The sequence below is a fragment of the Mycobacterium sp. 4D054 genome, from assembly GCF_052245755.1.
Lineage (GTDB): Bacteria > Actinomycetota > Actinomycetes > Mycobacteriales > Mycobacteriaceae > Mycobacterium.
This window is the reverse complement of the sequence record NZ_JBQQCF010000001.1, coordinates 133,745-158,760: the sequence shown is the minus strand read 5'-3', so window position 1 is coordinate 158,760 and position 25,016 is coordinate 133,745. Positions and strand designations below refer to the sequence as shown.

Here is a 25,016-nt window from a genome sequence, read left to right as displayed (position 1 = left end):
AATTACAACAATGTAATTGCAATCGGCGTTATCAAACGGTAATCATTGAATTTGCTGACGCCGCAGCGCAGCGTCATTCAGAGCTGGCGGCAGGCATATCTGAATCAGAGGCACGTTTGCCCCATTTCTGCAGGAATCGGATGCCCACCACGGCCAAAGTGACCGCTAAAACAAGGACAATCGTGAATGGCGTCCACGGAAAGTGAGACTCCGTCAACTCCCCCACGAAATTCTTCGATGACTGCACCGGATTACCCGTCTTGGCCAGATCCTCGCCGGCCTCGAGGGTCACCCGGTCGAACTCAGGACTGTAGGTGCCGGCGAACGACGGGCTCAGCACCAGCACGGTGGCGCCGGGGTTGTCCGCGCCGACCTCGGTCGCGATGTCGCGCAGCGGGGTGTGGATCGGCGGATTTGCCCCGATCACCACGATCTTCAGATCGATGCCCTGATTCCCGGCGTCGGCGACCACCTCTTGCAGTTGCGACACCTGCGCCGGATCCAGCCCCCGGGCGCTGACGCCCGCTTCGGCGACGTCGGCACCCACCACGTCCATGCACACGTCGGGCGCGCCGGGTGAGGCCGGGTCGATGCCCACGGTCTGACACAACTCCGGCGGGATGTAGGTCGGCAGGAACGGCACGAAGAGCGGTCCGGTCACAGGCAGCAACCGTAGCCGACCGCCGAGGCGCCGCGCACACGACACGGGCGCGACATTCTGGGTACCCGGCACGGGTGGCAGCACGCTGGACCGAGGACGAGACTGGGTGCCGACCTGGGGTTACTTATAGGACAAGCGTACTGTTAAGGTTACAAACGCCGCCGACACAGCCCGTCGCGGCGATGGTCGAAATCCGGGAGTTGATGTGAGCAGCAAGAATTCATCCCTGAACTCGTTCGGGGCGAAGGACACGCTGAAGGTCGGAGACAACAGCTACGAGATCTACCGCCTGGACGCGGTCCCCGGTACCGAGAAACTTCCCTACAGCCTCAAGGTGCTCGCGGAGAACCTGCTGCGCACCGAGGACGGCTCCAACATCACCAAGGATCACATCGAGGCGATCGCGAACTGGGATCCGCAGGCCGATCCGAGCATCGAGATCCAGTTCACCCCCGCCCGCGTGATCATGCAGGACTTCACCGGCGTCCCGTGCATCGTCGACCTGGCCACCATGCGCGAGGCGGTCGGCGAGCTCGGCGGCGACCCGCAGAAGGTCAACCCGCTGGCCCCCGCCGACCTCGTCATCGACCACTCGGTGATCGCCGACCTGTTCGGCCGCCCCGACGCGTTCGAGCGCAACGTCGAGATCGAGTACGAGCGCAATGGTGAGCGCTACCAGTTCCTGCGCTGGGGCCAGGGCGCGTTCGACGACTTCAAGGTCGTGCCGCCCGGCACCGGCATCGTGCACCAGGTCAACATCGAGTACCTGGCCAGCGTCGTGATGGCTCGTGGCGACGCTGACGGAAACACAGTGGCCTACCCGGATACCTGTGTCGGCACCGACAGCCACACCACGATGGAGAACGGCCTGGGCGTCCTCGGCTGGGGCGTCGGCGGCATCGAGGCGGAGGCGGCGATGCTCGGCCAGCCCGTCTCGATGCTCATCCCGCGTGTCGTCGGGTTCAAGATCACCGGTGAGCGCCGTCCCGGGGTAACCGCCACCGACGTGGTGCTGACCGTGACCGAGATGCTGCGCAAGCACGGCGTGGTCGGCAAGTTCGTCGAGTTCTACGGCGAGGGCGTCGCCGAGGTGCCGCTGGCCAACCGCGCCACGCTCGGCAACATGAGCCCCGAATTCGGTTCCACTGCAGCCATTTTCCCGATCGACGAAGTCACCATCGACTACCTGCGGATGACCGGGCGCAGCGAACAGCAGCTCGCGCTGGTCGAGGCCTACGCCAAGGAGCAGGGCATGTGGCACGATCCGCAGCGCGAGCCCAAGTTCTCTGAGTACATCGAGCTCGACCTCGGCGACGTGGTCGCATCGATCGCGGGGCCGAAGCGTCCGCAGGACCGCATCCCGCTGTCTGACGCGAAGGCCGCGTTCCGCAAGGACATTCACAACTACGTCGAGGAGCACATGCCCGTCGAATACACCAAGGTCGATGTGGCCGTCGACGAGTCGTTCCCGGCCAGCGACCCGGTCGCGCTGTCGTTCGCCGACGAGGACAGCGTCATCCCGTCCGCGGCGGTCGGCTCGAACGGCAGGCCGAGCAAACCGGTGGAGATCAAGAACTCCGAGCGCGGCGACTGCATCATCGATCACGGCGCGGTGGTGATCGCGGCGATCACGTCGTGCACCAACACCTCCAACCCCGAGGTGATGCTGGGTGCCGCCCTGCTGGCCCGCAACGCGGTCGAGAAAGGGCTGACGTCCAAGCCGTGGGTGAAGACCACGATGGCGCCGGGTTCGCAGGTCGTGACCGACTACTACGAAAAGGCCGGCCTGTGGCCGTATCTGGAGAAGCTCGGCTTCTACCTCGTCGGCTACGGCTGCACGACCTGCATCGGCAACTCCGGCCCGCTGCCCGAGGACATCAGCAAGGCGATCAACGACGCCGACCTCTCGGTGACGGCGGTGCTGTCGGGTAACCGCAACTTCGAGGGCCGCATCAACCCGGACGTCAAGATGAACTACCTGGCGTCCCCGCCGCTGGTGATCGCCTATGCGCTGGCCGGGACCATGGACTTCGACTTCGAAACCGAGCCGCTCGGCAAGGACGAGGCCGGCAACGACGTGTTCCTCAAGGACATCTGGCCGTCGCAGAAGGACATCGACGACACCATCGCCTCGGCCATCAACACCGAGATGTTCCGGAAGAACTACGCCGACGTGTTCAAGGGCGACGAGCGGTGGCGCAACCTGCCGACGCCGAGCGGCAACACCTTCGAGTGGGACGAGGACTCGACATATGTCCGCAAGCCACCGTACTTCGACGGTATGCCCGCCGAGCCGGAACCGGTGACCGACATCAAGGGCGCCAGAGTGCTTGCCCTGCTGGGTGATTCGGTGACCACCGACCACATCTCCCCCGCTGGCAGCATCAAGCCGGGCACTCCGGCGGCCCAGTACCTCGACGAGCACGGCGTCGACAAGAAGGACTACAACTCCTACGGCTCGCGACGCGGCAACCACGAGGTGATGATCCGCGGCACCTTCGCCAACATCCGGCTGCGCAACCAGTTGCTCGACGACGTCTCAGGCGGCTACACCCGCGACTTCACCAAGGGCGGCGAGCAGGCGTTCATCTACGACGCCGCGCAGAACTACGCCGCGAACAACATCCCGTTGGTGGTGCTCGGCGGCAAGGAGTACGGCTCGGGCTCGTCGCGCGACTGGGCGGCGAAGGGCACCAGCCTCCTGGGCGTGCGGGCAGTCATCACCGAGTCGTTCGAGCGGATCCACCGGTCCAACCTGATCGGCATGGGCGTCATCCCGCTGCAGTTCCCCGAAGGGGAGTCGGCGGCGTCGCTGAAACTCGATGGCACCGAGACCTTCGACATCACCGGCATCGAGGCCCTCAACGAGGGCAAGACGCCGAAGACGGTGCACGTGAAGGCCAGCAAGGACGGCGGCGAGACGGTGGAATTCGACGCGGTGGTGCGGATCGACACCCCCGGTGAGGCGGACTACTACCGCAACGGCGGCATCCTGCAGTACGTGCTGCGGAACATGCTGAAGGCCTGAGCATCTGACATGCCTCGGGTGACCGACGATCATCTGGCGGCACGCCGCCGCCAGATCCTCGACGGTGCCCGGCGGTGCTTCGCCGAGTACGGCTACGACCGGGCCACGGTCCGCCGACTGGAGCAGACGATCGGGCTCTCGCGCGGTGCGATATTCCATCACTTCCGCGACAAGGACACGCTGTTCTTCGAACTGGCGCGTGAGGACGCAGAGCGGATGGCCGATGTCGCGGCGCGCGAGGGCTTGATCCAGGTGATGCGCGACATGCTGGCCGCGCCCGACCAATTCGATTGGCTGGCCACCCGGCTCGAGATCGCGCGCAAGTTGCGCAACGACCCGGCGTTCAGCAGGGGCTGGTCGGAACGGTCGGCCGAGCTGTCGGCGGCCACCGCCGAGCGGCTCCGCCGACAGAAGCAGGCCGGGCGGCTGCGTGACGATGTGCCGGGAGAGGTGCTGCGCACCTACCTGGAGCTGGTGCTCGACGGGCTGGTCGCGCGGTTGGCCTCCGGCGACGATCCCGAAAGGCTCGGCGCCGTATTGGATCTGGTGGAGGACTCGGTCCGCCAGCAGTGACTAGCTGGCCTTGCGACCGCGGTGGTTGGGGCCGCCCCGGCTACGCATCGTCGTACCCGATTCCCGCAGCATGCTGTGTATCGAGCCGTAGGAGTGGCCGGTCTCGGCCACCAACGACCGGATACTGGCGCCGCGCTCGTAGGCGCTGCGCAGTTCGGTCATCAGCTGATCTCTCGACTTCCCGTTCTTGTTCACCTTCGACGCCTTCCCCGCTGCTGTGCACGGATGTAGCGTTCGCATACCCAGCCGGGTGACGCCTGACACAGGGCGGCGGCGGATTCTCAGGCCAGTTCGATCAGGTCGCGGTATTCGTCGGACCAGAAGTCCTCGGTGCCGTCGGGCAGCAACAGCACCCGCTGCGGGTTGAGCGCCTCGGCGGCGCCGGGATCGTGGGTCACCAGCACCACCGAACCCTGGTAGCTGCGCAGCGCGTCGAGCACCTGTTCCCGCGAAGCCGGGTCGAGGTTGTTCGTCGGCTCGTCGAGCAGCAGCACGTTCGCGGTGGACGCGACGAGTCCGGCGAGCGCGAGGCGGGTCTTCTCACCGCCCGACAGCGTGCCGGCAGGCTGGTCGAGCTGCGGACCGGTGAACATGAACGCGCCCAGAAGGCCCCGGAGATCCTGCTCCCCGGTGTCGGGGGCGGCGGACCGGATGTTCTCCCACACCGTGGCGAGATTGTCGAGGGTGTCGTGCTCCTGCGCGAAGTACCCGATCTTGAGTCCGTGCCCGGGTTCGAGCCCGCCCGCGTCGGGGGTCTCCACTCCGGCCAGCAGGCGCAGCAGCGTGGTCTTGCCCGCACCGTTGAGCCCGAGCACCACGACGCGCGAACCGCGGTCGATGGCCAGGTCGAGGCCGGTGAAGATCTCCAGTGAGCCGTACGTCTTGGTCAGGCCCTTGGCGACCAGCGGGGTCTTGCCGCACGGCGCGGGGGTCGGGAACTTGATCCGGGCCACCTTGTCGGCCACCCGCTCGGCGTCCAGCTCGGCGATCATCCGCTCGGCACGACGCAGCATGTTCTGGGCTGCAACGGCTTTGGTGGCCTTGGCGCCCATCTTCGCGGCCTGCGCCCGCAGCGCGCCCGCCTTCTTCTCGGCGTTGGCGCGCTCGCGGCGGCGCCGCTGCTCGTCGGTGGCGCGGGCGTCGAGGTACTTCTGCCAGCCCATGTTGTACACGTCGGCCTCGCCGCGGACGGCGTCCAGGAACCAGACCCGGTTGACGACGTCGGCCAGCAGATCGACGTCGTGGCTGATGACGACCAGTCCGCCGGTGTGGTTCTGCAGGAACGTGCGCAGCCAGCCGATCGAGTCGGCATCGAGGTGGTTGGTGGGCTCGTCGAGCAGCAGTGTGGTCGCCGACCCGCTGCCGCTCTCGGACGCGGCGAACAGGATCCGGGCCAACTCCACGCGGCGGCGCTGACCACCGGACAGGGTGCGCAGCGGCTGGGTGAGGACCCGGTCAGGCAGCCCGAGGCTCGCGCAGATCCGCCCGGCCTCGCTCTCGGCGGCGTAGCCCCCGAGCGCGGCGAACCGCTCCTCCAGCTGCCCGTACCGGCGGACGGCCTTGTCGCGAGCGGCGTCGTCGGCGACCTCGGCCATCAACGCCTGCTGCTTCTCCAGATCCGAGAGCAGGGTGTCCAGGCCACGCGCCGAGAGCACCCGGTCCCGCGCCAGCATGTCGAGATCACCCTCTTTGGGATCCTGTGGCAGGTAACCGATTTCACCCGTGCGGGTGACCGAGCCGGCGTACGGTTCGCCCTCGCCGGCCAGGATGCGCATCGTCGTGGTCTTGCCGGCGCCGTTACGGCCGACCAGTCCGATCCGGTCGCCGGGCTGCACACGCAGCGCCGACCCGTCGATGGCGAGCAGCGTGCGCGCTCCTGCGCGGACCTCGAGGTCCGTGGCGGTGATCACGCTGATGCTCCTGAGGGAAACGAGGGCATGGTGATACCCCATGCCGCGGGTGGCTTCTGAAAGGCTAGTTGCTGGTGCCGGGCTGAGGCCAATCGATGGCCAATCGCTCACTTGTCGTCGGTGAAGCGCGGCGGCCGCTTCTCCTTGCGGGCTGCCACCGCCTCCTCGAAGTTGGTGGTCAGCAGCCGGACGTAGAGCTGCCCCAGGCCTTCGGTCTGCATGTGTGACTCCAGCGATCCGGCGTCCAGCCCGCTCCACAGCGTGCGCTTGGTCAGCTCGGTACCGGGACGCGAGTACGCCGCGATGCGTGCGGCGAGGTCGTAGCAGGTCGGCAGCAGTTCCTGCGCCGGAACCCGGCGCGAGACCAGTCCTATGCGCTCGGCCTCCTCAGCGTCGACGTCACGACCGGTCAGCATGATCTCGAACGCTCGAGAGGATCCGATCGCCCGCGGCAGCAGGTAGCTCAAGCCCAACTCGCTGGCCGTCAGGCCGTTGTTGATGCCGGCGGCCCGGAAGTACGCATCGGTGGACGCCACCCGGATGTCGGCGGCCAGCGCCAGGCACAGGCCGCCTCCGATCGCGGCGCCGTTGACGGCCGCGATGACCGGCTGGTGCAGCCGTCGCAGCGCCAGGATCACCTCGTCGAGCACCTCCATCGACCGCAAGCCGAAGGCGGGCCGGGTCAGACCCTCCACATGCGGCACGGAGCCGGCTGACTTGTGATCGGCACCGGAGGAGAACCCGGCGCCTGCGCCGGTGAGGACCACGACGCGGACGTCGTTGTCGTAGGTGATCTCGTCCAGCGCCGCCTTGAGCGGCACCATCACGTCGAACGCCATCGAGTTCATCCGCTCGGGGCGGTTCAGCGTCACCAGTGCGACCCCGGGCCGCGGGTGTTCCACCAGGACAAAGCCGTCACCATCGGTCACGGCATGCACCCTAACGCGGGGCGGATCAGCTCTGACCGTTGTCCTGGGCGGCGATCGCGGCGTCGACGTCGAAGTCCTTGATCTGCTGGACGAGGTCCTCCAGGGCGGCGGGCGGCAGCGCGCCTGCCTGGTTGAACACCAACTTGCCCTTCTTGAACGCCATCAGCGTCGGGATCGAGCGGATGTCGGCCGCGGCGGCGAGCTGCTGCTCGGCCTCGGTGTCGACCTTGGCGTAGACGACGTCGGGGTGCTTCTCCGACGACGCAGCGAACGTGGGCGCGAATGCCTTACACGGCCCGCACCAAGAGGCCCAGAAGTCCACCAGGACGATCTCGTTGTCGTTGATGGTGTCGTTGAACTCTTGTGCGGTGATGTCCTTGGTAGCCACGTGTACCTCAACGTTCCTGTCGGCTGGTGTGTTCCTTCGACGGTGCGGCGTGCTGCTAAAGAGCGTATGCCTTCACCCAGTCCACCTTCATCTGTGCGTGAAACGGTGCGTTCGGGTCCGGATCCCCGGTCCACGGGTTCCCGACCGCGACGTTGAGGATCAGGTAGTGCTCCCATGCGCCGGAGAACGGGGTCCAGTCCCCGCCGAGCGCCTCGTACTGAATCTTGGTGATCCGGCCCACCTCGACACCGTCGACGTGCCAGACGATGCGGTCGGGATGCCAGTCCATGCCGTAGTCGTGGAAGCCCTGTGACACGTCGACCCCGAGTTCGGCGTCGACGCCGTGCAACTTCACGTCGAGGCTGTTGTCGGTCTTCGCCGGGCCGTGGATGTTGCCGGTCCACGTGGTGCGCGAATCCGGGGTACCCATGCCGGGGATCTCGACGATGTCGATCTCGCCCTGGCGCGGCCAGTCGTATTCGTGGCCCGGTTCCAGCCCGACCGACCAGAACGCCGGCAGCACGCCCAAGGTGCCCGGCATCTGGATGCGTGCGACGACCCGGGTCCCGACGCCGATGGACTGCTTCCCCATGGTCACCACACGTGCAGACGTGTAGTTGTTCGGCGCGCCCAGCCGGTCCGGGGCGGCTTCGCGACGGGCCTCGATGACGAGGTTGCCCGCAGCGTCGATGTAGACGTTGTCGCCGTCGGTGTAGTACTGGTTCTCCCCCGCCGACTGTCCCCACCGCCCGGTCTGCAGCCCCCAGTAGCGCAGCGCCTCGTCCATGCTGGAGAAATTGGTCTCCCACAGCAGTTTCGGGTTCGCCGGATTGCCAGGCTGCGGGATCACGACGTTGCGGTAGATCACCGACCGCCGAACCAGCCATCGGGCTGCGGTTGCCTTCGACACCGGGATGTCGAGCCAGTCGGTGCCCATCTTCTTGCTGCGGATGCCGATGGAATACATCCAGTCGACGATCATCGATCCCCACGTCACCTTGGTGCTGGTGGCGGCCGCGACGAGCACCGGATCGACCTCGACGGCCGCTGCTGCGGTACGCAGGGTGACTGCCTCGGTGACCGGTTGGACGGTCTTCGCGCTCTCGGCCTGTGGGGCTCCAGCGTCGCGGTTCCGTTCGACAAGCGCGGGATCCGGCTTCGGCGCACGGTCCGCATCGGGCTCTGCGCCGACAACGACCGCGCCGTCCGCTGCGTGTGCCGGGTCATCGACAGGGTTCTCGTCGAGGGTTCCCCCGTCTCCGGGAGTCTGGTGGTCATCACCGGCGTCGCTGCCGATGTGGTCACCGCCGGTGCCGTCGTCGGTACCGGTGTCCTCGTTGTCGAAGACGTCATCGGTGCCGTTGGCCGCTTCGCCGTCCACGTCGTCGGCCGCCGCGTCATCGTCCTGATCGACGGCCTCGTCCTCGGTGTCGTGGTCGACGCCCCTGTCGTCGGCGTCGTGGTCGGCAGCGCCGTCCGTCGTCGCGGTGTCCTTGTCGGCGGTAGCCACGCCTGCCTTCGGACCGTCGGTAGTCTCCGTCGACACCGAGCTGCCCGCTGAGCTTTCTGCGTCGGCGCTCGCCGATGCGCCTGCCGCGCCGGTCATCATGGCGGCGCCAAGCCCGGCAAACATCACGCCCCCGGCCAGCCAATGTTTGCGACCGCATCTGCGCACACCATTACCACGACGCTGACTCATCACCGGACATCCATTCTCGTCACAGGAAACAGGAAATGAAGAAATTACGAATTCCCGATCGATTTGCGTCTGAAAGGAGCGAATGCAATCGATTAGCGGAGTGTGACTGCCATTCACGAACGTAGAGCCTTGAGCTCAAAAGACACCCTCGTCTATGGCTCCCCTCCCGATCACAGCGGTGTGCGGAGCAAACGTTAGCGAAACCTCAACGGACGCGCTCGTTTTCGAACGAAAAGGCTTTTCGGCCGGAAAGTGCAATCGCGTCAAAAAGTCACTTCAGCCGAACGGTGCAGTCATTAGCTGCAATTTCAGCGCAACCGCTCAAGTTTGCCAGAGCTTTCGGGCGCTCCGTGCGGTGAACACGAAAGACGCAGGAAAAGGGAGGGTTTCGCGCGTTGCAGACACGCCGCGTCAAGAACTCCGGCAATTGCCGTCACGTGAGGAGCAAGTCGCCCGATCGGCGTTGCACAGCAGGACAAACCGACGGCGGGGCCACCAGAGCGTCTCGACCGCCAACGCCACCAGATACAGCACGGAGGCCACGGCACTGCCCCACGATCCGTAGGCCGCGTCCCACAATGCGGTGCCCACGGCGACCACGAGGACGAGGCGAATTACCCATCGCAGCGGCCGGGCGGCGCGGGCGGCCGCGTGCAGGCCATCGCGGTATTCGGCGGCGGCATCGGCCAGGCGCCCATCCACCATCCGCGCGCCACGGCGGACAGCGCCGACCACCATCACCCGCTCTTGCGCGCTGATGCGCGCTGACCGGGGCCAGTACCGGGCCATCCGGCGGGCCGTCCAGATGCCGTACACCGTACCGACGACCGTGAAGACGATGAGCCCGACGACGACCGAACCCGAGTCGAGCCCGGCAAGGACGCCGACGCCGACTCCGAGGACTCCGCCGGCGATCAGTGCACGGCGGACGAAGCCACCTCGCCACACGAACGCCGGAAAGACGATCACGCCCCGATTGTGCGCGACTGCGCCGGCAGGCGGACCTAGACGGTGAAGCCGAGCGCCCTCAGCTGCTCGCGACCGTCCTCGGTGATCTTGTCCGGACCCCACGGCGGGTTCCACACCCAGTTGATCCGGATCTCGTCGACCAGGCCGGCGCCCACCAGCGCGGTGCGGGACTGGTCTTCGATCACGTCGGTCAGCGGGCATGCCGCCGAGGTCAGCGTCATGTCGATCAGCGCGACGGGGCCGGAATCGCCGGCCTCCAGGTTGATCCCGTAGACCAGGCCCAGATCGACGACGTTGATCCCGAGTTCGGGGTCGACGACGTCGCGCATGGCCTCTTCGACTTCGGCGAGCAACTCGTCGCCCGCTGCGGTTTCACTCATGGAATCTCCTCAGAATTCTCGGGGCCGTGGGCCTGCGCCAGCGCGGCCTTGAAGGCCGTCCAGCCCAGCAGCGCGCATTTCACCCGCGCCGGGTACTTGGCCACCCCGGCGAAGGCGACACCGTCGCCGAGCACGTCCTCATCGCCCTCTATCTTGCCCCGCGACGACACCATCTCCGAGAACGCGGCCACCGTCTTGAGCGCATCCCCGACCGTCTGCCCGATCACCTGATCGGTGAGCACCGACGTCGACGCCTGACTGATCGAACAGCCCTGGCCGTCGTAGGAGATGTCGTTGACGGTCTCGCCGTCCTCGGAGAGCGCCACCCGCAACGTCACCTCGTCCCCACACGTGGGGTTCACGTGATGCACCTCGGCGTCGAACGGCTCACGCAGACCGCGATGGTGCGGGTGCTTGTAGTGATCCAGGATCACTTCCTGGTAGATCTGCTCGAGGCGCACGTCTCAGATCCTCAACGCAATCCCCGGGCCGCGTCGCTCCGGCCGTCCGGATCGAAGAACTCCACCGCCCGGCGGACGCCCGCGACGAGCCGATCCACCTCGTCCTCGGTGTTGTACACCGCGAAGGACGCGCGCGCGGTGGCGGCGATGCCGAACCGGCGGTGCAGCGGCCACGCGCAGTGGTGGCCGACGCGGACCGCCACACCGTGGTCGTCGAGCACCTGCCCGACGTCGTGGGCGTGCACACCGTCCACCACGAACGACACCGGTGACCCGCGACCGTCCATCGTGGCCGGCCCGATGATCCGGACACCGTCGATTGCCGACAGTCCGGCCAGGGTCCGAGCCACCAGATCCCGCTCGTGCTCTTCCACGACGGGCATGCCGAGGGCATCCAGGTACCGTGCAGCCGCGGCCAGTCCGACCACCTGCGAGGTCATCGGCGTTCCGGCCTCGAACCGCTGCGGTGCGGGCGCGTAGGTGCTCGCCTCCATGGTGACCGTCTCGATCATCGAGCCGCCGGTCAGAAACGGCGGCATCGCATCGAGCAGGTCGCGCCGGCCATAGAGCACGCCGATACCGGTGGGACCCAGCATCTTGTGCCCCGAGAACGCCGCGAAGTCCACGCCGAGGGCATGGAAGTCGACGGGTTGGTGCGGCACCGACTGGCAGGCGTCCAGCAGTACCAGCGCACCGACCGCCTTGGCGCGCGCGACAAGTTCCGCCACCGGGGCAACGGCCCCGGTGACGTTCGAGTGATGGCTGAACGCAACAATCTTCACCCGATCGTCGAGTGCCAGAGAGTCGAGATCGATGCGGCCGTCGTCGGTGACGCCGTACCAGCGCAGGGTCGCGCCGGTGCGCCGGGCCAGTTCCTGCCACGGCACCAGGTTGGCGTGGTGCTCGAGCTCGGTGGTGACGATGACGTCGCCGGGTCCGACGGCACGCTCGAACCGCCTGTCCCCCAGCGCATACGCCACCAGGTTGATCGCCTCGGTCGCGTTCTTGGTGAACACCAGCTCGTCGGAGTCCGCGCCGACGAATGCGGCGATGTCCTCGCGGCCCTGCTCGTAGGCGTCGGTGGACTCCTCCATCAGCTGGTGCGCGCCGCGGTGCACCGCGCCGTTGGAGGTGAGCAGGAACGCACGCTCGGCGTCGAGCACGGCGAGCGGCTTCTGCGACGTCGCCCCGGAATCGAGGTACGCCAGCTGGTTTCCGCCGCGCATGACCCGGCTCAGGATCGGGAAATCGGCACGGATCGCGGCGATGTCCAGGGTCTTGGCGGCCGTCATGTCAGGCCCCTGCGGCAGCAGCCTGGGTGAAGCGCTCGTAACCGTTCTCTTCGAGCTCGTCGGCCAATTCCGGCCCACCCGACTCGATGATGCGGCCGCCGACGAACACGTGCACGAATTGCGGCTGGATGTAGCGCAGGATCCGGGTGTAGTGCGTGATCAGCAGCACGCCGCCGTTCTCGGCCTCCTTGTAGCGGTTCACGCCCTCGCTGACCACGCGCAGCGCGTCGACGTCCAGACCTGAGTCGGTCTCGTCGAGGATCGCGATCTTGGGCTTGAGCAGGCCGAGCTGCAGGATCTCGTGGCGCTTCTTCTCACCGCCCGAAAAGCCTTCGTTGACACTGCGTTCCCCGAAGGAGGGGTCGATGTCGAGGTCGCCCATCGCGCCCTTGACCTCTTTGACCCAGTGCCGCAGCTTCGGTGCCTCGCCGCGCACCGCGGTGGCTGCCGTGCGCAGGAAGTTCGACATCGACACGCCGGGTACCTCGACCGGGTACTGCATCGCCAGGAAGAGGCCCGCTCGAGCACGCTCGTCGATGCTCATCTCCAACACGTCCTCGCCGTCGAGGGTGATGGACCCGGAAGTGACGGTGTACTTGGGGTGGCCGGCGATCGCGTAGGACAGCGTGGACTTGCCCGAGCCGTTCGGGCCCATCACGGCATGCGTCTCGCCTGACTTCACGGTCAGGTTGACCCCTTTGAGGATCGGCACTTCTTCGCCTTCCGGCGTGAAGACCGATGCGTGCAGGTCCTTGATTTCCAGTGTGGTCATGGCTACGAGGTTCTCGATTCCGTGATTGCTAGTTCTCGTTCGATTGCTTCGGTCAGGCGCTCACGCACGGCGGGGACGGCGATCTTCGCGATGATCTCGTTGAAGAAGCCGCGCACCACCAGGCGGCGGGCCTGGTCCTCGGGAATGCCGCGCGCCCGCAGGTAGAACAGTTGCTCGTCGTCGAAACGCCCGGTGGCACTGGCGTGCCCGGCGCCGACGATCTCGCCGGTCTCGATCTCCAGGTTCGGTACCGAGTCCGCGCGGGCACCATCGGTGAGCACCAGGTTGCGGTTCACCTCGAAGGTGTCGGTGCCGGTGGCCTCGGCCCTGATGAGCACGTCACCCACCCAGACGGTGTGCGCGTCCGGCTTCTTCGAGTCCGGATCACCTTGCAGCGCGCCCTTGTACAGCACGTCGGACTTGCAGTTGGGCTGCGAGTGGTCGACGAGCAGCCGGGCCTCGAAGTGCTGTCCGTCGTCGGCGAAATACGTGCCGAGCATCTTGGCATCCCCACCGGGGGCGTCATACCGCACGTTCGCTGTGGTCCGGACGACGTCGCCGCCGAGGGTCACGTTGACGTGTCCCAGCACCGCGTCCTTGCCCAGCCGGGCGTGGTGGGCGCTGACATGCACGGTGTCGTCAGCCCAGTCGGCGATCCAGATGATGCCCAGGCCGGCGGAGTCTCCGACGATGATCTCGACGTTGTCGGCGTAGGTACCGCTTCCCCTCAGGTCGACGACGACGATCGCGCGGGAGAGCTCTTCGACACGGATCTGCAGGTGCCCGTAGGCGACCTTGCCCTCACCGGGTCCGGTGATGCCGATCTCGATCGGTTCGGCGATCTCGGTGTCGCGCGCGACGGTCACGATGGTCGCCGTATCGAACGACGAGAATGCCTGGGCGGCAACACGATCAGACGGCACGCCGGCCTGTCCGAGACGCTCGTCGCCGCGCGCGACGGTCTGCACTGTCACGCCGGGACGTTCGGAGACCGCGATCCCGGCCGACCCGGTCGGGGTCGCGGAGCCGTCGTGCAGGCCGCGCAGCCGCTTCAGAGGTGTGAACCGCCAGATCTCGTCGCGCCCGCCGGGCACCTCGAACGCGTTGACGTCGAACGACGAGAACAGCTCGCCCTTGTTGACGGCAGCGAGGGCCGAACCCTCGACTGCCTGAGTCAGATTGCCCATATCTAGCCGACCGCGCCTTCCATCTGCAGCTCGATCAGCCGGTTGAGCTCGAGTGCGTACTCCATCGGGAGTTCCTTGGCGATCGGCTCGACGAAGCCGCGCACCACCATCGCCATGGCCTCGTCCTCGGTCAGACCGCGGCTCATCAGATAGAACATCTGGTCCTCGCTGACCTTGGACACCGTGGCCTCGTGTCCCATCGTCACGTCGTCCTCGCGGATGTCGACGTACGGATAGGTGTCGGAGCGGCTGACGGTGTCAACCAGCAGCGCATCGCATTTCACCGAGGAGCGTGATCCGTGCGCCCCCTTGTTGACCTGCACCAGGCCGCGGTAGGAGGCGCGGCCGCCACCGCGGGCCACCGACTTGGACACGATGTTGCTCGACGTGTTGGGCGCCAGATGCAGCATCTTGGCGCCGGTGTCCTGGTGCTGCCCCTCACCGGCGAACGCGACCGAGAGCACCTCGCCCTTGGCGTGCTCACCGGTCATCCACACCGCCGGGTATTTCATGGTGACCTTGGAGCCGATATTCCCGTCAACCCACTCCATGGTGGCGCCGGCCTCGGCGCGGGCGCGCTTGGTGACCAGGTTGTAGACGTTGTTCGACCAGTTCTGAATGGTCGTGTAGCGGCAGCGCCCGCCGGGCTTGACGATGATCTCGACGACGGCGCTGTGCAGCGAGTCGCTCTTGTAGATCGGCGCCGTACAACCCTCGACGTAGTGCACGTAGGCGTTCTCGTCGACGATGATCAACGTCCGCTCGAACTGACCCATGTTCTCGGTGTTGATGCGGAAGTAGGCCTGCAACGGGATGTCGACGTGCACCCCGGGCGGGACGTAGATGAACGACCCGCCCGACCACACGGCGGTGTTCAGCGCGGAGAACTTGTTGTCCCCGGCCGGGATCACCGTGCCGAAGTACTCCCTGAACAGCTCCGGGTGCTCTTTGAGAGCGGTATCGGTGTCCAGGAAGATCACGCCCTGGGCCTCGAGGTCCTCGCGGATCGAGTGGTAGACGACCTCAGACTCGTACTGGGCGGCGACACCGGAGACCAGGCGCTGCTTTTCGGCTTCCGGGATGCCCAGCTTGTCGTAGGTGTTCTTGATGTCGGCCGGCAGGTCGTCCCACGTGGCGGCCTGCTTCTCGCTGGAGCGCACGAAGTACTTGATGTTGTCGAAGTCGATGCCCTCGAGGTTGGAGCCCCAGCTCGGCATCGGCTTCTTGCCGAAGGTGCGCAGGGCCTTCAAGCGGATGTCGAGCATCCACTCGGGCTCGCTCTTCTTCGCCGAGATGTCGCGGACCACCGCTTCGGACAGCCCGCGCTGTGCGCTGGCGCCCGCGACGTCAGAGTCAGCCCAGCCGTAGCCGTACTTACCCAGCGAGGCGATGGCCTCCTCCTGGGTCAAGGCCTCCGGCTTAGAGACTGACGCCTCCGGTGTGAGTGTCATTGCGACACACTCCTTTTGCTCGTGTGATGGCTTCGGCGCGGGCTGTGTGCCGAAGATTTCCTGTTGTCCGTTGTCTTAGGCGTTCGTTGTCTCAGCGTTCGGCCGGCACCAGCGGCACGTGGGTGGTACAGGCACAGTCGCCGTTGACGATGGTCGCAAGCCGCTGCACGTGGGTGCCCAGCACCTCGGCCATCGCCTGTTGTTCGGCCTCGCACAGCTCGGGGAACTGCTCGGCGACGTGCGACACCGGGCAGTGATGCTGACAGATCTGCACTCCGCGCACCGGGCCGCCGACCTTGGCGGTGGTGGTCGCATATCCGGCCCCGCTGAGGGCTTCGGCGATCCTGTCCGCCACGGCCTCCACCTCCCCGTCGGACGCCGCATCGCCCACCGGGTCCACGTCGGCGAGGATCGCGTCGATGCGGCGGCGGGCGAAGGTCCGTACCGCGTCGTCACCGCCGATCTCCCGGAGCTGCCTCATGGCCGCCGAAGCGAGATCGTCGTAGGTGTGCTCCAACTTCGCCTTACCGGCCGCGGTGAGCTGATAGCGCTTGGCGGGCCGGCCGCGGCCCGCATGCTGCCAGGCCGCCGCAGCCTGGGCCTGCGCTTCCCCCGCCTCTATGAGTGCGTCGAGATGTCTGCGCACACCGGCCGCCGACAGGCCCAGCCGCTCACCGATGCGGCCGGCGGTGATCGGACCGGACTCGAGCAGCAGCCTGATGATGGCGCCCCGGGTGTGACCGTCGGCAGCAAAAGAAGGCGCCGATGCCGGCGCCTCCGAGCTGTGCGGACGGATTTTCACAACACCAGTGTGACGCAATTCAGTGGGCGGGTCTAGCAAGGGCACCCTTAGCAGCCGGGTCGGAATTCTCACACACGTCGTCGCGCTTTGGGGGAATAACCGCCCGCTACGCTGCCATCGTGGCAGCCCGCGAGCACTCCCTCAGCTCCTCGATCGCCCGCTGGCACGGTGACGAGCGGACGGTCGGCAGCCCGCTGACCGCCGCCGAGGTGGCCGCGATGCATCGCACCCGCATCTTCGGCGCCACCGGCACGGTGCTGATGGCCATCGGCGCGCTGGGCGCCGGCGCCCGGCCGGTCGTGCAGGACCCCACCTTCGGGGTCCGGCTGCTCAACTTGCCGTCGCGTATCCAGACGGTGTCGTTGACGATGACGACCACGGGCGCGGTGATGATGGCGCTGGCGTGGCTGATGCTGGGCCGGTTCGCGCTGGGCCCCCGCAAGATGACGCGCAGCCAGCTCGACCGGACACTGCTGCTGTGGGTACTGCCGCTGCTGATCGCGCCGCCGATGTACAGCAAGGACGTCTACTCCTATCTCGCCCAGAGTGAGATCTCGCTGCAGGGCAACGACCCGTACAAGGTCGGTCCCGCTCCCGGACTGGGCCTCGGTCACGTCTTCACCCTGTCGGTGCCGAGCATGTGGCGGGAGACCCCGGCGCCGTACGGGCCGCTGTTCCTGTGGATCGGCCGTGGCATCTCGCGCCTGACCGGGGAGAACATCGTCGAGGCGGTGCTCTTCCACCGGCTGGTCGTGCTACTCGGTGTGGGCATGATCGTGTGGGCCACCCCGCGCCTGGCCCGGCGCTGCGGCGTCGCCGAGGTCAGCGCGCTCTGGCTGGGTCCGGCCAACCCGCTGCTGATCATGCATCTGGTGGCGGGCATCCACAACGAGGCGCTAATGCTGGGCCTGATGCTGGCGGGCACCGAGTTCGCGCTACGCGGCGTGGACGCGGCCACCCCGTTGCTGCCCCGCCCGCTGACGTGGCCGCGCGGAAAGGAGCAGTGGGCCCGCTGGTATCCGCTGGCGATGCTCGTCACCGGCGCCGTGCTGATCACGCTGTCGTCGCAGGTGAAGCTGCCGTCGCTGCTCGCGCTCGGCTTCGTGGCGATGGCACTGGCCCACCGCTGGGGCGGCACCGTCAAGGCCTTCCTGATCGCGAGCGCCTCGCTCGGGACGGTCAGCCTGGCGGTGATGGCGCTCATCGGCTGGGCCAGCGGGCTGGGCTTCGGCTGGCTGTTCACGCTCGGCACCGCCAACGTGGTGCGCAGTTGGATGTCTCCACCGACCCTGCTGGCGCTGGGCACAGGCCAGGTCGGCATCCTGCTCGGGCTCGGCGACCACACCACCGCGGTGCTGGCACTGACGCGCGCGATCGGCGTGACACTGATCGCGGTCATCGTGTTGTGGCTGCTGTTGGCGGTGTTGCGCGGTCGGCTGCACCCCGTCGGCGGACTCGGCGTCGCGCTCGGAGCCACACTGCTGCTGTTCCCGGTGGTGCAGCCCTGGTACGTGCTGTGGGCGATCATCCCGCTGGCCGCCTGGGCCACCCGCCCACGGTTCCGCGCCGCGGCCATCGCCGTCACGCTGGTGGTCGGGATTTTCGGGCCCACCGCCAACGGCGACCGGTTCGCACTGTTTCAGATTGCGCTGGCGACCGTGGCAAGCACGGTGATCCTGCTGATCCTGGTGGCGCTGACCTATCGGAGGTTGCCCTGGCGCGTCCGCTCCGACGGCGCGGACGGCGAGGCATCACCGCCACCGCCGCCACCGCGCGCCAAACCCGACGCCTACGCTGAGACCCCGTGACCTCCGTACCTTCCCCCCCGGTGCAGTTGCGCGGGGTCAGCAAGCGATATGGAGCAACGACGGCCGTCGCCTCGCTCGACCTCGACGTGCGGGCCGCCGAGGTCTTCGCCCTGCTCGGGCCCAACGGCGCCGGCAAGACCACGACGGTGGAGATGTGCGAGGGCTTCATCAGGCCCGACGCCGGCTCGATCAGGATCCTGGGCCTGGACCCGGTCGCCGACAACGCCGAGGTGCGCGCCCGTACCGGCGTGATGCTGCAGGGCGGCGGCGCCTATCCGGCGGCCCGCGCGGGCGAGATGCTCGACCTCGTCGCGTCCTACGCCGCCGACCCGCTCGACCCGCAGTGGCTACTGGACACGCTGGGACTCACCGATTCGGCCCGCACGACCTACCGGCGGCTCTCCGGGGGACAACAGCAGCGGCTCGCGCTCGCCTGCGCGGTCGTCGGCCGTCCCGAACTGGTCTTCCTCGACGAGCCCACCGCCGGCATGGACGCCCACGCCCGGCTGGTGGTGTGGGAGCTGATCGACGCGCTGCGCCGCGACGGCGTCACGGTGGTGTTGACCACCCACCAGCTTGCCGAGGCCGAGGAACTGGCCGACCGGATCCTGATCATCGACCATGGCGCGGCGGTCGCCACCGGTACTCCCGCCGAGCTCATGCGCAGCGGAGCCGAGAACCAGCTGCGCTTCCGCGCGCCCCGCATGCTCGACCTCTCGCTGTTGATCGCCGCGCTGCCCGAGAACTACCGAGCCTCCGAGACCGCGCCGGGCGAGTACCTCGTCGAGGGACACATCGACCCGCAGGTGCTGGCCACCGTGACCGCGTGGTGCGCGCGGCTGGACGTGCTGGCCACCGACATGCGGGTCGAACAACGCAGCCTGGAAGACGTCTTCCTCGATCTGACGGGGCGGGAGTTGCGCAAATGACGACGGGAAACCGTTTCGCCCCGGGCACGTTCACCCCCGATCCGCGTCCAGCACCGATCCCGAAGATGCTGGCCGCGCAGTTCGGGCTGGAGTTGCGCCTGCTGCTGCGCAACGGCGAACAGCTGTTGCTGACCATGTTCATCCCGATCACGCTGCTGGTCGGGATGACGCTGCTGCCGCTGGGTGACTTCGGGGCGAACCGGGCCGACACGTTCGTCCCGGCCATCATGGCGCTCGCGGTGATCTCCACGGCGTTCACCGGGCAGGCGATCGCGGTCGCGTTCGACCGGCGCTACGGCGCGCTCAAGCGGCTCGGCGCGACCGCGCTGCCGGTGTGGGGCATCATCGCCGGCAAGTCGCTGGCGGTGGTCGCGGTGGTGTTCCTGCAGGCGATCCTGTTCGGCGCCATCGGCTTCGCCCTGGGATGGCGTCCGCCGCTGGCCGGTCTGGCGCTCGGCGCGATGATCATCGCGCTGGGGACCGCGGTGTTCGCTGCGCTGGGCCTGCTGCTCGGCGGCACCCTGCGCGCCGAGATCGTGCTCGCCGTGGCGAACCTGCTGTGGTTCGTCTTCGCCGGACTGGGCGCGCTCACCCTGGAAGGCGGGATGGTGCCGTCGGCGGTGCAGTGGGTGGCACGCCTGACGCCGTCCGGCGCGCTGACCGAGGCGCTGTCCCAGGCGATGACGTCATCGATGGACTGGTTCGGCTTGGCCGTACTCGCGGTGTGGGGTGCCGTCGGGGCGCTCTGCGCGTTGCGCTGGTTCCGCTTCACCTGAGCCGTTCAGCCACGCGCGTCACACGACCCGCCCCTACTACGAGGTGTAGTTAACGACGCTCTACCATCGGAGCGTGCCCGTCGGACGACTCTTCCTGCGGCTGGTCGACCTGCTGCCCGAACCCAGCCTTCGGGTTCAGCGCCTTATCGCCGCCGCCGTGATCCTGACCCAGGGCGGCATCGCCGTGACCGGGGCCATCGTGCGGGTCACCGCGTCGGGCCTCGGGTGTCCGACCTGGCCGCAGTGCTTCCCGGGCAGCTTCACCCCGGTCCCGCACGCCGAGGTCGCCGGTATCCACCAGGCGGTCGAATTCGGCAACCGGCTGTTGACGTTTTTGGTGGTGTTCACCGCCGCGGCGGCCGTGCTGGCCGTCATGCGCGCCCGGCGCCGCCGCGAAGTATTGATCTACGCCTGGCTGATGCCCGCCTCGACGGTGGCGCAGGCGATCATCGGGGGCATCACCGTGCTCACCGGCCTGCTGTGGTGGACGGTCGCGATCCACCTCCTGGTGTCGATGGCGATGGTCTGGCTGGCGGTGCTTCTGTACGTCAAGATCGGGGAACCGGACGACGGCGTGGTGGTCACACGGGCGCCGAAGCCGTTGCGGCAGCTGACCGCGCTGTCCGGCCTGACGCTGGCCGCGGTGCTGGTCACCGGAACGATGGTCACCGGCGCCGGCCCGCACGCCGGGGACAAAAGCCTGGAGCGGCCGGTGCCGCGGCTGCAGGTGGAGATCACCACGCTGGTGCACATGCACTCCTCGCTATTGGTCGCCTATCTGTCGCTGCTGGTGGCCCTGGGTTTCGGTCTGCTCGCCGTGCGCGCGTCGCGGGACGTCATGAAACGTCTCGGTGTCGTGGTGGTCCTGGTGGCCGCGCAGGGGACGCTGGGGGCGATCCAGTTCTTCACCGGGGTGCCCGAGGCTCTGGTCGCCCTGCACGTCGCGGGTGCTGCGGCGTGCACCGCCGCCACTGCGGCGCTATGGGCGTCGATGCGAGAGCGGACCGAGCCCGAGGCGCTCCAGCGCTGACTCCACGGCCAGCGCGAACCGGCGTTCCTGGCGCTTGCGGTCCGCCCCGTGCAGCTGACGCCAGCCCAGGGACGGTTCCACCAACTCGAGCTCGAGCAACCGCGGATCGTCGCCACCGCCGATGAGGTCGACCCGCGCATACAGCAGCTCCGACGCCGTCAATCCGACCCGAGCCGCGGCCGCGGCCAACGCGGCGCGGCCGAGGTCCCACAGCTCGAAATCCGGATCGGCGGGGCACAGCGTCTCCTCGGCGTAGGTGCCTGACTCGTCGAAGACCGGCGACTGCCCCGGCGCGGGCAGCATCGGCGCCTTGGTGAACGCATGGGACTGCTCGCCGCCCAGGAACACCAGGGCGGTCTCGCCGGCGCTGATCCGCCGGTCATACGGCTGCACCAGCGCGGTACGCCCGGCCGCGTGCAGGGACACGGCGTGGGCGCGGGCCCGGGCGGCGTCGGTGAAGCGCAGCGCACCCACCGATCCCGCGCCCACCGACGGCTTGACCACCACCTCACCGGCTGGGATGGTCACCGGCTCCCCCGGTGCGAAGAACGCGCTGGGCACCGTCGGCACCCCGGCCGCGGCCAGGTCGGCCAGATAGCGCTTGTCGGCGTTCCAGGCCACCACTTCCGGCGGGTTCAGCAGATGCGCGACCCGCCGAGTCCAGGCGAGGAAATCGTCGAGCCGGTCGGTGTAGTCCCAGGTGGCCCGCAGGATCACCAGGTCGGCGTTCGCGGTGGCCGGATCGTCCCAGGATGCCCACCGGGCGTGCAGCCCCCGGGCCCTCAACGCGGCGACGAGGCCGGCGTCGTCGCCGTCACCCTCGGGCAGCGCCGCGCAGCCGGCGAACACGATGCGCGGGTGGAAGACGTCGGGGCGGACGAGTTTCATGACGAGTGGATGATAGACAGCATGCACGCCATCGAAGTCGCCGAGATCGGCGGACCCGAAGTCCTGTCCTTCGTCGAGCGGCCGCAGCCCACCCCTGGGCCGGGGCAGGTGCTGATCAGGGCCGAGGCGATCGGCGTCAACTTCATCGACACCTACTTCCGGTCGGGTCTCTACCCCCGGGAGGTGCCGTTCGTCGTCGGCAACGAGGTGTGCGGCATCATCGAGGCCGTCGGTGAGGGCGTGGCCGCCCTGAACGTCGGCGACCGTGTGGTGACCGACAAATCGCTCGGCGCGTACGCCGAGTACACGCTGGCGCCGGCCGATTTCGTGGCCTACGTGCCCGATGGCGTGGCACCGGAAGTGGCCGCCTCTGCCCTGCTCAAAGGCATGACCGCGCACTACCTGATCAAGTCGACCTACGAGGTGGCGCAAGGCGACGCGCTGCTGATGCACGCCGGCGCGGGCGGGGTCGGGCTGATCCTGACGCAGTGGGCGACCAGCCTGGCGGCGTCGGTGATCACGACGGTGTCGACCCCGAAGAAGGCCGAGCTGTCCCGGCGCGCCGGAGCGGTCGAGGTCCTCGATTACCCCGACGATCCGCAGGCGTTCGGCGCGCGGATCCGCGAACTCACCGACGGCGACGGGGTGGCCGCGGTGTACGACGGGGTCGGCGCGTCGACGTTCGAGGCCAGCCTGGCCAGCCTGGCGGTGCGCGGCACACTGGCCCTGTTCGGTGCGGCCAGTGGGCCCGTTCCCCCGGTCGACCCGCAACGGCTCAATGCGGCCGGATCGGTGTTCCTGACCCGGCCGAACCTCGCGCACTACACCCGGACACCAGACGAATTCTCCTGGCGCGCAGGCGAACTGCTCACCGCCATCGCCGACGGCACTTTGGAGGTCACCGTCAGCCACCGGTATGAGCTGCGGGAGGCCGAGCAGGCCCACCGCGACCTGCAGGGCCGCAAAACAGTCGGTTCGGTAGTTCTGATTCCCTAGACGGGCTCGGCGGCCGGGAAGATCCACGACCCGTCGAGGATCTCCGGTCGCGGCCGGTACAACCGCACCAGGTAGTTCCAGCCCGCCGTGACGGGCAGGTAATTGATCGCGCCTTCGGCGCCGGATTCACCCGATCCCCCGAATTGGATCGTCACGGCACCGTCGGCGTCTGTGACGGCGGTGACGTTGTTCACCGAGTACGCGCCGGCCGGGTTCGGGGTGAAGTAGCCCTCGGCGTTGTAGACCGTGATCGACCAGAACCCGTCCACCGGGACGTCGTCGACGGTGAGCCGGTGCACAGTCTTGCCGTCGTTGGCGTCCGGGTTGACCGTCAGGTACAGCGCGTCACGCTCCGGGTTGCCGCCCCACGCGGCGGCGGCGCCGATCAAGCGGCGCACCGGGTCCACCTCATCTTGGGCGCCGAACATGCCCCGCGTGTCCGGCAGCGTGGCGAACAGGGCGACCAATGCCTCACGTACCGCCTTCTGGCTCACCGGGTCCCAGTTCGGCACTTCGAAGCTGCCGGTCCTCGCCTGATCGACGATGATGCCGTCCTGCAGCGCGTGCACGGCGGCGAGATCGGCCGGATCGCCGGGGTCGACGAGCGTGCGCAACGCGAGCATCACGTACCGGGTCCCGATGCCGGCCCGGTCGAAGCGGTGACTGCCCGAGGTGTAGATCACCGTGGGAACGTAGTGGTCCTGGTTGATCACCTGCAGGGACCGGAACCGGGCACCAGCGTCGGGCAGCGTGACGGTGACGGCTCCGGCGTCCAGATCAAACACGCCGACTGAATACAGCGTGTCCCGGTTCTGGCGCACGACGAGCTGGTTGTCCAGCGGCCCGAAGTCCCGGAAGTGCGTGAAGCGTCCCAGTGCGCCGTCGCCGATGACGTTGCCGAAGTACAGGTCGGTCTCGGCGCGGATGAAATTGTCCGGCGAGACGTGCACGGTCACGGTCAGAGGCTGAACAGGGTCGGCAGTGCGAGCGCCGAGTCGACGGCCAGAGCGCAGAACACGACCGCCAGATAGTTGTTCGACTGCAGGAACAGCCTCAGCGGTTTCACCGGTTCACCGCGGCGCACGCCCGCATAGAGCTGGTGTGCCATTGCCAGGAACCAGGTGCCGGCGACGATCGCCACGGCCGCGTACAGCCAGCCGGTGGCCAGCGCCAGTCCGAGCGTGGCCGCGACAGTCAGCCAGGTGTAGATCAGGATGTGCTTGGTGACCTTCTGCTCGGTCGCCACCACCGGCAGCATCGGCACACCGGCCGCCTCGTAGTCCTCCTTGTAGCGCATTGCCAGCGCCCAGGTGTGCGGCGGTGTCCAGAAGAAGATGATCAGGAACATGACCAGCGCGGGCCACTGGATCGTCCCGGTGACCGCGGACCAGCCGATCATCACGGGCATGCAGCCCGCGGCTCCGCCCCACACCACGTTCTGCGATGTGCGGCGCTTGAGCAGCAGTGTGTAGACGAGCACGTAGAACGCGATGGTGGCGCCGGCCAGATGCGCCGACAGCATGTTGGTGGTCCACCACAGCCAGAAGAACGAGGTGACCGACAACGCCAGTCCGAAGATCAGCGCGTGGCTGCGCGGCACGGTCGCCCGCGCCAGCGCCCGGCGCTCGGTGCGCTTCATCTTCTTGTCGATGTCGGCGTCGGCGACGCAGTTCAGCGTGTTGGCACCCGCCGCGGCCAGCAGACCGCCGACGAGCGTGTTGAAGATCAACAGCGGGTCCACGGTGCCGCGGTGTGCCAGCAGCATCGCCGGGATGGTGGTGACCAGCAGCAGCTCGATCACCCGCGGCTTGGTCAGCCCGATGTAGCCGAGCACGCGGTCACGGAATCGGATCGGTCCCCCGGCGACGTCACCGACGAGGTGGCCTTCGCGAATCCTCACGCAACCAACTCCTCAGGGACAACATCGGGCCGATGCCACAGCGACCATCTACTACAGAGGATGGTAGACCGCCCGGGCCGGAGCCCGAAATTGCAGGGTCCATTTTCACAGGCACCGGGGATGAGATCGATCGTCCGTTCCGCACTAGGGTGGTTGATGCGGTCGACACCCCCGCCAAGCCAAGGAG

Annotated in this window: 24 protein-coding genes; 7 read left to right on the top strand and 17 right to left on the bottom strand. The window is 67.7% G+C overall.

All coding sequences use genetic code 11. From position 1 onward, the window contains the following. Positions 1 to 73 precede the first annotated feature (73 nt). Positions 74 to 661: an Rv1476 family membrane protein gene (locus tag ACTWP6_RS00710; protein ID WP_443186570.1), complete on the bottom strand. Its 588-nt coding sequence runs from the start codon at positions 659 to 661 to the stop codon at positions 74 to 76. Between the two features lie 205 nt (positions 662 to 866). Between ACTWP6_RS00710 and acnA the strand changes: the two genes are divergently transcribed. Beyond that, entirely contained in the window at positions 867 to 3,689 is a 2,823-nt protein-coding gene (acnA, locus tag ACTWP6_RS00705; RefSeq protein WP_443186569.1) for an aconitate hydratase AcnA, read from the top strand. Between the two features lie 9 nt (positions 3,690 to 3,698). Then, entirely contained in the window at positions 3,699 to 4,262 is a 564-nt protein-coding gene (locus ACTWP6_RS00700) for a TetR/AcrR family transcriptional regulator (protein WP_260752205.1), read from the top strand. Here ACTWP6_RS00700 and ACTWP6_RS00695 read toward each other — a convergent pair whose 3' ends face one another. From ACTWP6_RS00695 to ACTWP6_RS00635, 13 genes are all read right to left on the bottom strand, one after another. Further along, on the bottom strand, positions 4,263 to 4,457 hold the full coding sequence (locus tag ACTWP6_RS00695; protein ID WP_260752201.1) for a helix-turn-helix domain-containing protein: 195 nt from the start codon (positions 4,455 to 4,457) through the stop codon (positions 4,263 to 4,265). Between the two features lie 86 nt (positions 4,458 to 4,543). Beyond that, positions 4,544 to 6,172: an ABC-F family ATP-binding cassette domain-containing protein gene (locus ACTWP6_RS00690; protein WP_443186568.1), complete on the bottom strand. Its 1,629-nt coding sequence runs from the start codon at positions 6,170 to 6,172 to the stop codon at positions 4,544 to 4,546. A gap of 107 nt (positions 6,173 to 6,279) precedes the next feature. After that, entirely contained in the window at positions 6,280 to 7,110 is an 831-nt protein-coding gene (locus tag ACTWP6_RS00685; protein ID WP_260752199.1) for an enoyl-CoA hydratase, read from the bottom strand. A 16-nt stretch (positions 7,111 to 7,126) separates the two neighbouring features. Beyond that, complete coding sequence (gene trxA, locus ACTWP6_RS00680) at positions 7,127 to 7,489, bottom strand: thioredoxin (RefSeq protein ID WP_260752198.1); 363 nt, start codon at positions 7,487 to 7,489, stop codon at positions 7,127 to 7,129. 55 nt (positions 7,490 to 7,544) lie between these two features. Further along, positions 7,545 to 8,999 (bottom strand): glycoside hydrolase family 16 protein, encoded by a 1,455-nt coding sequence (locus tag ACTWP6_RS00675; protein WP_260752197.1) that lies wholly within the window; start codon positions 8,997 to 8,999, stop codon positions 7,545 to 7,547. Positions 9,000 to 9,599: 600 nt separating this feature from the next. Beyond that, positions 9,600 to 10,157, bottom strand: a complete 558-nt coding sequence (locus ACTWP6_RS00670) for a hypothetical protein (protein ID WP_443186567.1) — start codon at positions 10,155 to 10,157, stop codon at positions 9,600 to 9,602. A gap of 35 nt (positions 10,158 to 10,192) precedes the next feature. Next, entirely contained in the window at positions 10,193 to 10,537 is a 345-nt protein-coding gene (locus tag ACTWP6_RS00665; RefSeq protein ID WP_260752195.1) for a metal-sulfur cluster assembly factor, read from the bottom strand. Beyond that, the gene (gene sufU / locus ACTWP6_RS00660) at positions 10,534 to 10,998 is read right to left on the bottom strand and encodes a Fe-S cluster assembly sulfur transfer protein SufU (RefSeq protein ID WP_260752190.1); all 465 of its coding nucleotides are present in this window, start codon (positions 10,996 to 10,998) and stop codon (positions 10,534 to 10,536) included. Before sufU ends, ACTWP6_RS00665 begins: the two co-directional genes overlap by 4 nt. An 11-nt stretch (positions 10,999 to 11,009) precedes the next feature. Further along, positions 11,010 to 12,290 (bottom strand): cysteine desulfurase, encoded by a 1,281-nt coding sequence (locus ACTWP6_RS00655; protein ID WP_260752189.1) that lies wholly within the window; start codon positions 12,288 to 12,290, stop codon positions 11,010 to 11,012. Between the two features lies 1 nt (position 12,291). Beyond that, entirely contained in the window at positions 12,292 to 13,062 is a 771-nt protein-coding gene (gene sufC, locus ACTWP6_RS00650; RefSeq protein ID WP_260752186.1) for a Fe-S cluster assembly ATPase SufC, read from the bottom strand. A gap of 2 nt (positions 13,063 to 13,064) precedes the next feature. Continuing rightward, positions 13,065 to 14,249, bottom strand: coding sequence for a Fe-S cluster assembly protein SufD (sufD, locus tag ACTWP6_RS00645; protein ID WP_260752185.1), 1,185 nt, complete (start codon positions 14,247 to 14,249; stop codon positions 13,065 to 13,067). A gap of 2 nt (positions 14,250 to 14,251) precedes the next feature. Further along, on the bottom strand, positions 14,252 to 15,700 hold the full coding sequence (gene sufB, locus ACTWP6_RS00640) for a Fe-S cluster assembly protein SufB (protein WP_260752184.1): 1,449 nt from the start codon (positions 15,698 to 15,700) through the stop codon (positions 14,252 to 14,254). Positions 15,701 to 15,791: 91 nt separating this feature from the next. Continuing rightward, complete coding sequence (locus tag ACTWP6_RS00635) at positions 15,792 to 16,574, bottom strand: helix-turn-helix transcriptional regulator (RefSeq protein ID WP_443186566.1); 783 nt, start codon at positions 16,572 to 16,574, stop codon at positions 15,792 to 15,794. 47 nt (positions 16,575 to 16,621) lie between these two features. On the opposite strand from ACTWP6_RS00635, the gene mptB reads away from it, so the two are divergent. The 4 genes from mptB (at position 16,622) to ACTWP6_RS00615 (ending at position 21,045) form a co-directional block, all read left to right on the top strand. Further along, complete coding sequence (mptB, locus tag ACTWP6_RS00630; protein WP_260752180.1) at positions 16,622 to 18,310, top strand: polyprenol phosphomannose-dependent alpha 1,6 mannosyltransferase MptB; 1,689 nt, start codon at positions 16,622 to 16,624, stop codon at positions 18,308 to 18,310. Further along, on the top strand, positions 18,307 to 19,239 hold the full coding sequence (locus ACTWP6_RS00625) for an ABC transporter ATP-binding protein (RefSeq protein WP_443186565.1): 933 nt from the start codon (positions 18,307 to 18,309) through the stop codon (positions 19,237 to 19,239). The genes mptB and ACTWP6_RS00625 overlap by 4 nt, the downstream gene beginning before the upstream one ends. After that, on the top strand, positions 19,236 to 20,015 hold the full coding sequence (locus ACTWP6_RS00620) for an ABC transporter permease (protein ID WP_260752178.1): 780 nt from the start codon (positions 19,236 to 19,238) through the stop codon (positions 20,013 to 20,015). The genes ACTWP6_RS00625 and ACTWP6_RS00620 overlap by 4 nt, the downstream gene beginning before the upstream one ends. Before the next feature lie 100 nt (positions 20,016 to 20,115). After that, the gene (locus tag ACTWP6_RS00615) at positions 20,116 to 21,045 is read left to right on the top strand and encodes a COX15/CtaA family protein (RefSeq protein WP_443186652.1); all 930 of its coding nucleotides are present in this window, start codon (positions 20,116 to 20,118) and stop codon (positions 21,043 to 21,045) included. Here ACTWP6_RS00615 and ACTWP6_RS00610 read toward each other — a convergent pair. Next, positions 20,995 to 21,933 (bottom strand): ATP-grasp domain-containing protein, encoded by a 939-nt coding sequence (locus ACTWP6_RS00610; protein ID WP_443186564.1) that lies wholly within the window; start codon positions 21,931 to 21,933, stop codon positions 20,995 to 20,997. The genes ACTWP6_RS00615 and ACTWP6_RS00610 overlap by 51 nt on opposite strands. 21 nt (positions 21,934 to 21,954) lie before the next feature. Here ACTWP6_RS00610 and ACTWP6_RS00605 point away from each other — a divergent pair, with 21 nt between their 5' ends. After that, positions 21,955 to 22,929 carry a quinone oxidoreductase family protein gene (locus ACTWP6_RS00605; protein ID WP_443186563.1) on the top strand — a complete coding sequence of 325 codons (975 nt, stop codon included), beginning with the start codon at positions 21,955 to 21,957 and terminating at the stop codon, positions 22,927 to 22,929. Here ACTWP6_RS00605 and ACTWP6_RS00600 read toward each other — a convergent pair. Both ACTWP6_RS00600 and ACTWP6_RS00595 read right to left on the bottom strand, forming a co-directional pair. Beyond that, positions 22,926 to 23,885: a DUF1214 domain-containing protein gene (locus tag ACTWP6_RS00600; protein ID WP_443186562.1), complete on the bottom strand. Its 960-nt coding sequence runs from the start codon at positions 23,883 to 23,885 to the stop codon at positions 22,926 to 22,928. The genes ACTWP6_RS00605 and ACTWP6_RS00600 overlap by 4 nt on opposite strands. Positions 23,886 to 23,887: 2 nt before the next feature. Next, positions 23,888 to 24,781, bottom strand: a complete 894-nt coding sequence (locus ACTWP6_RS00595; RefSeq protein ID WP_260758091.1) for a heme o synthase — start codon at positions 24,779 to 24,781, stop codon at positions 23,888 to 23,890. Between the last annotated feature and the right edge of the window lie 235 nt (positions 24,782 to 25,016).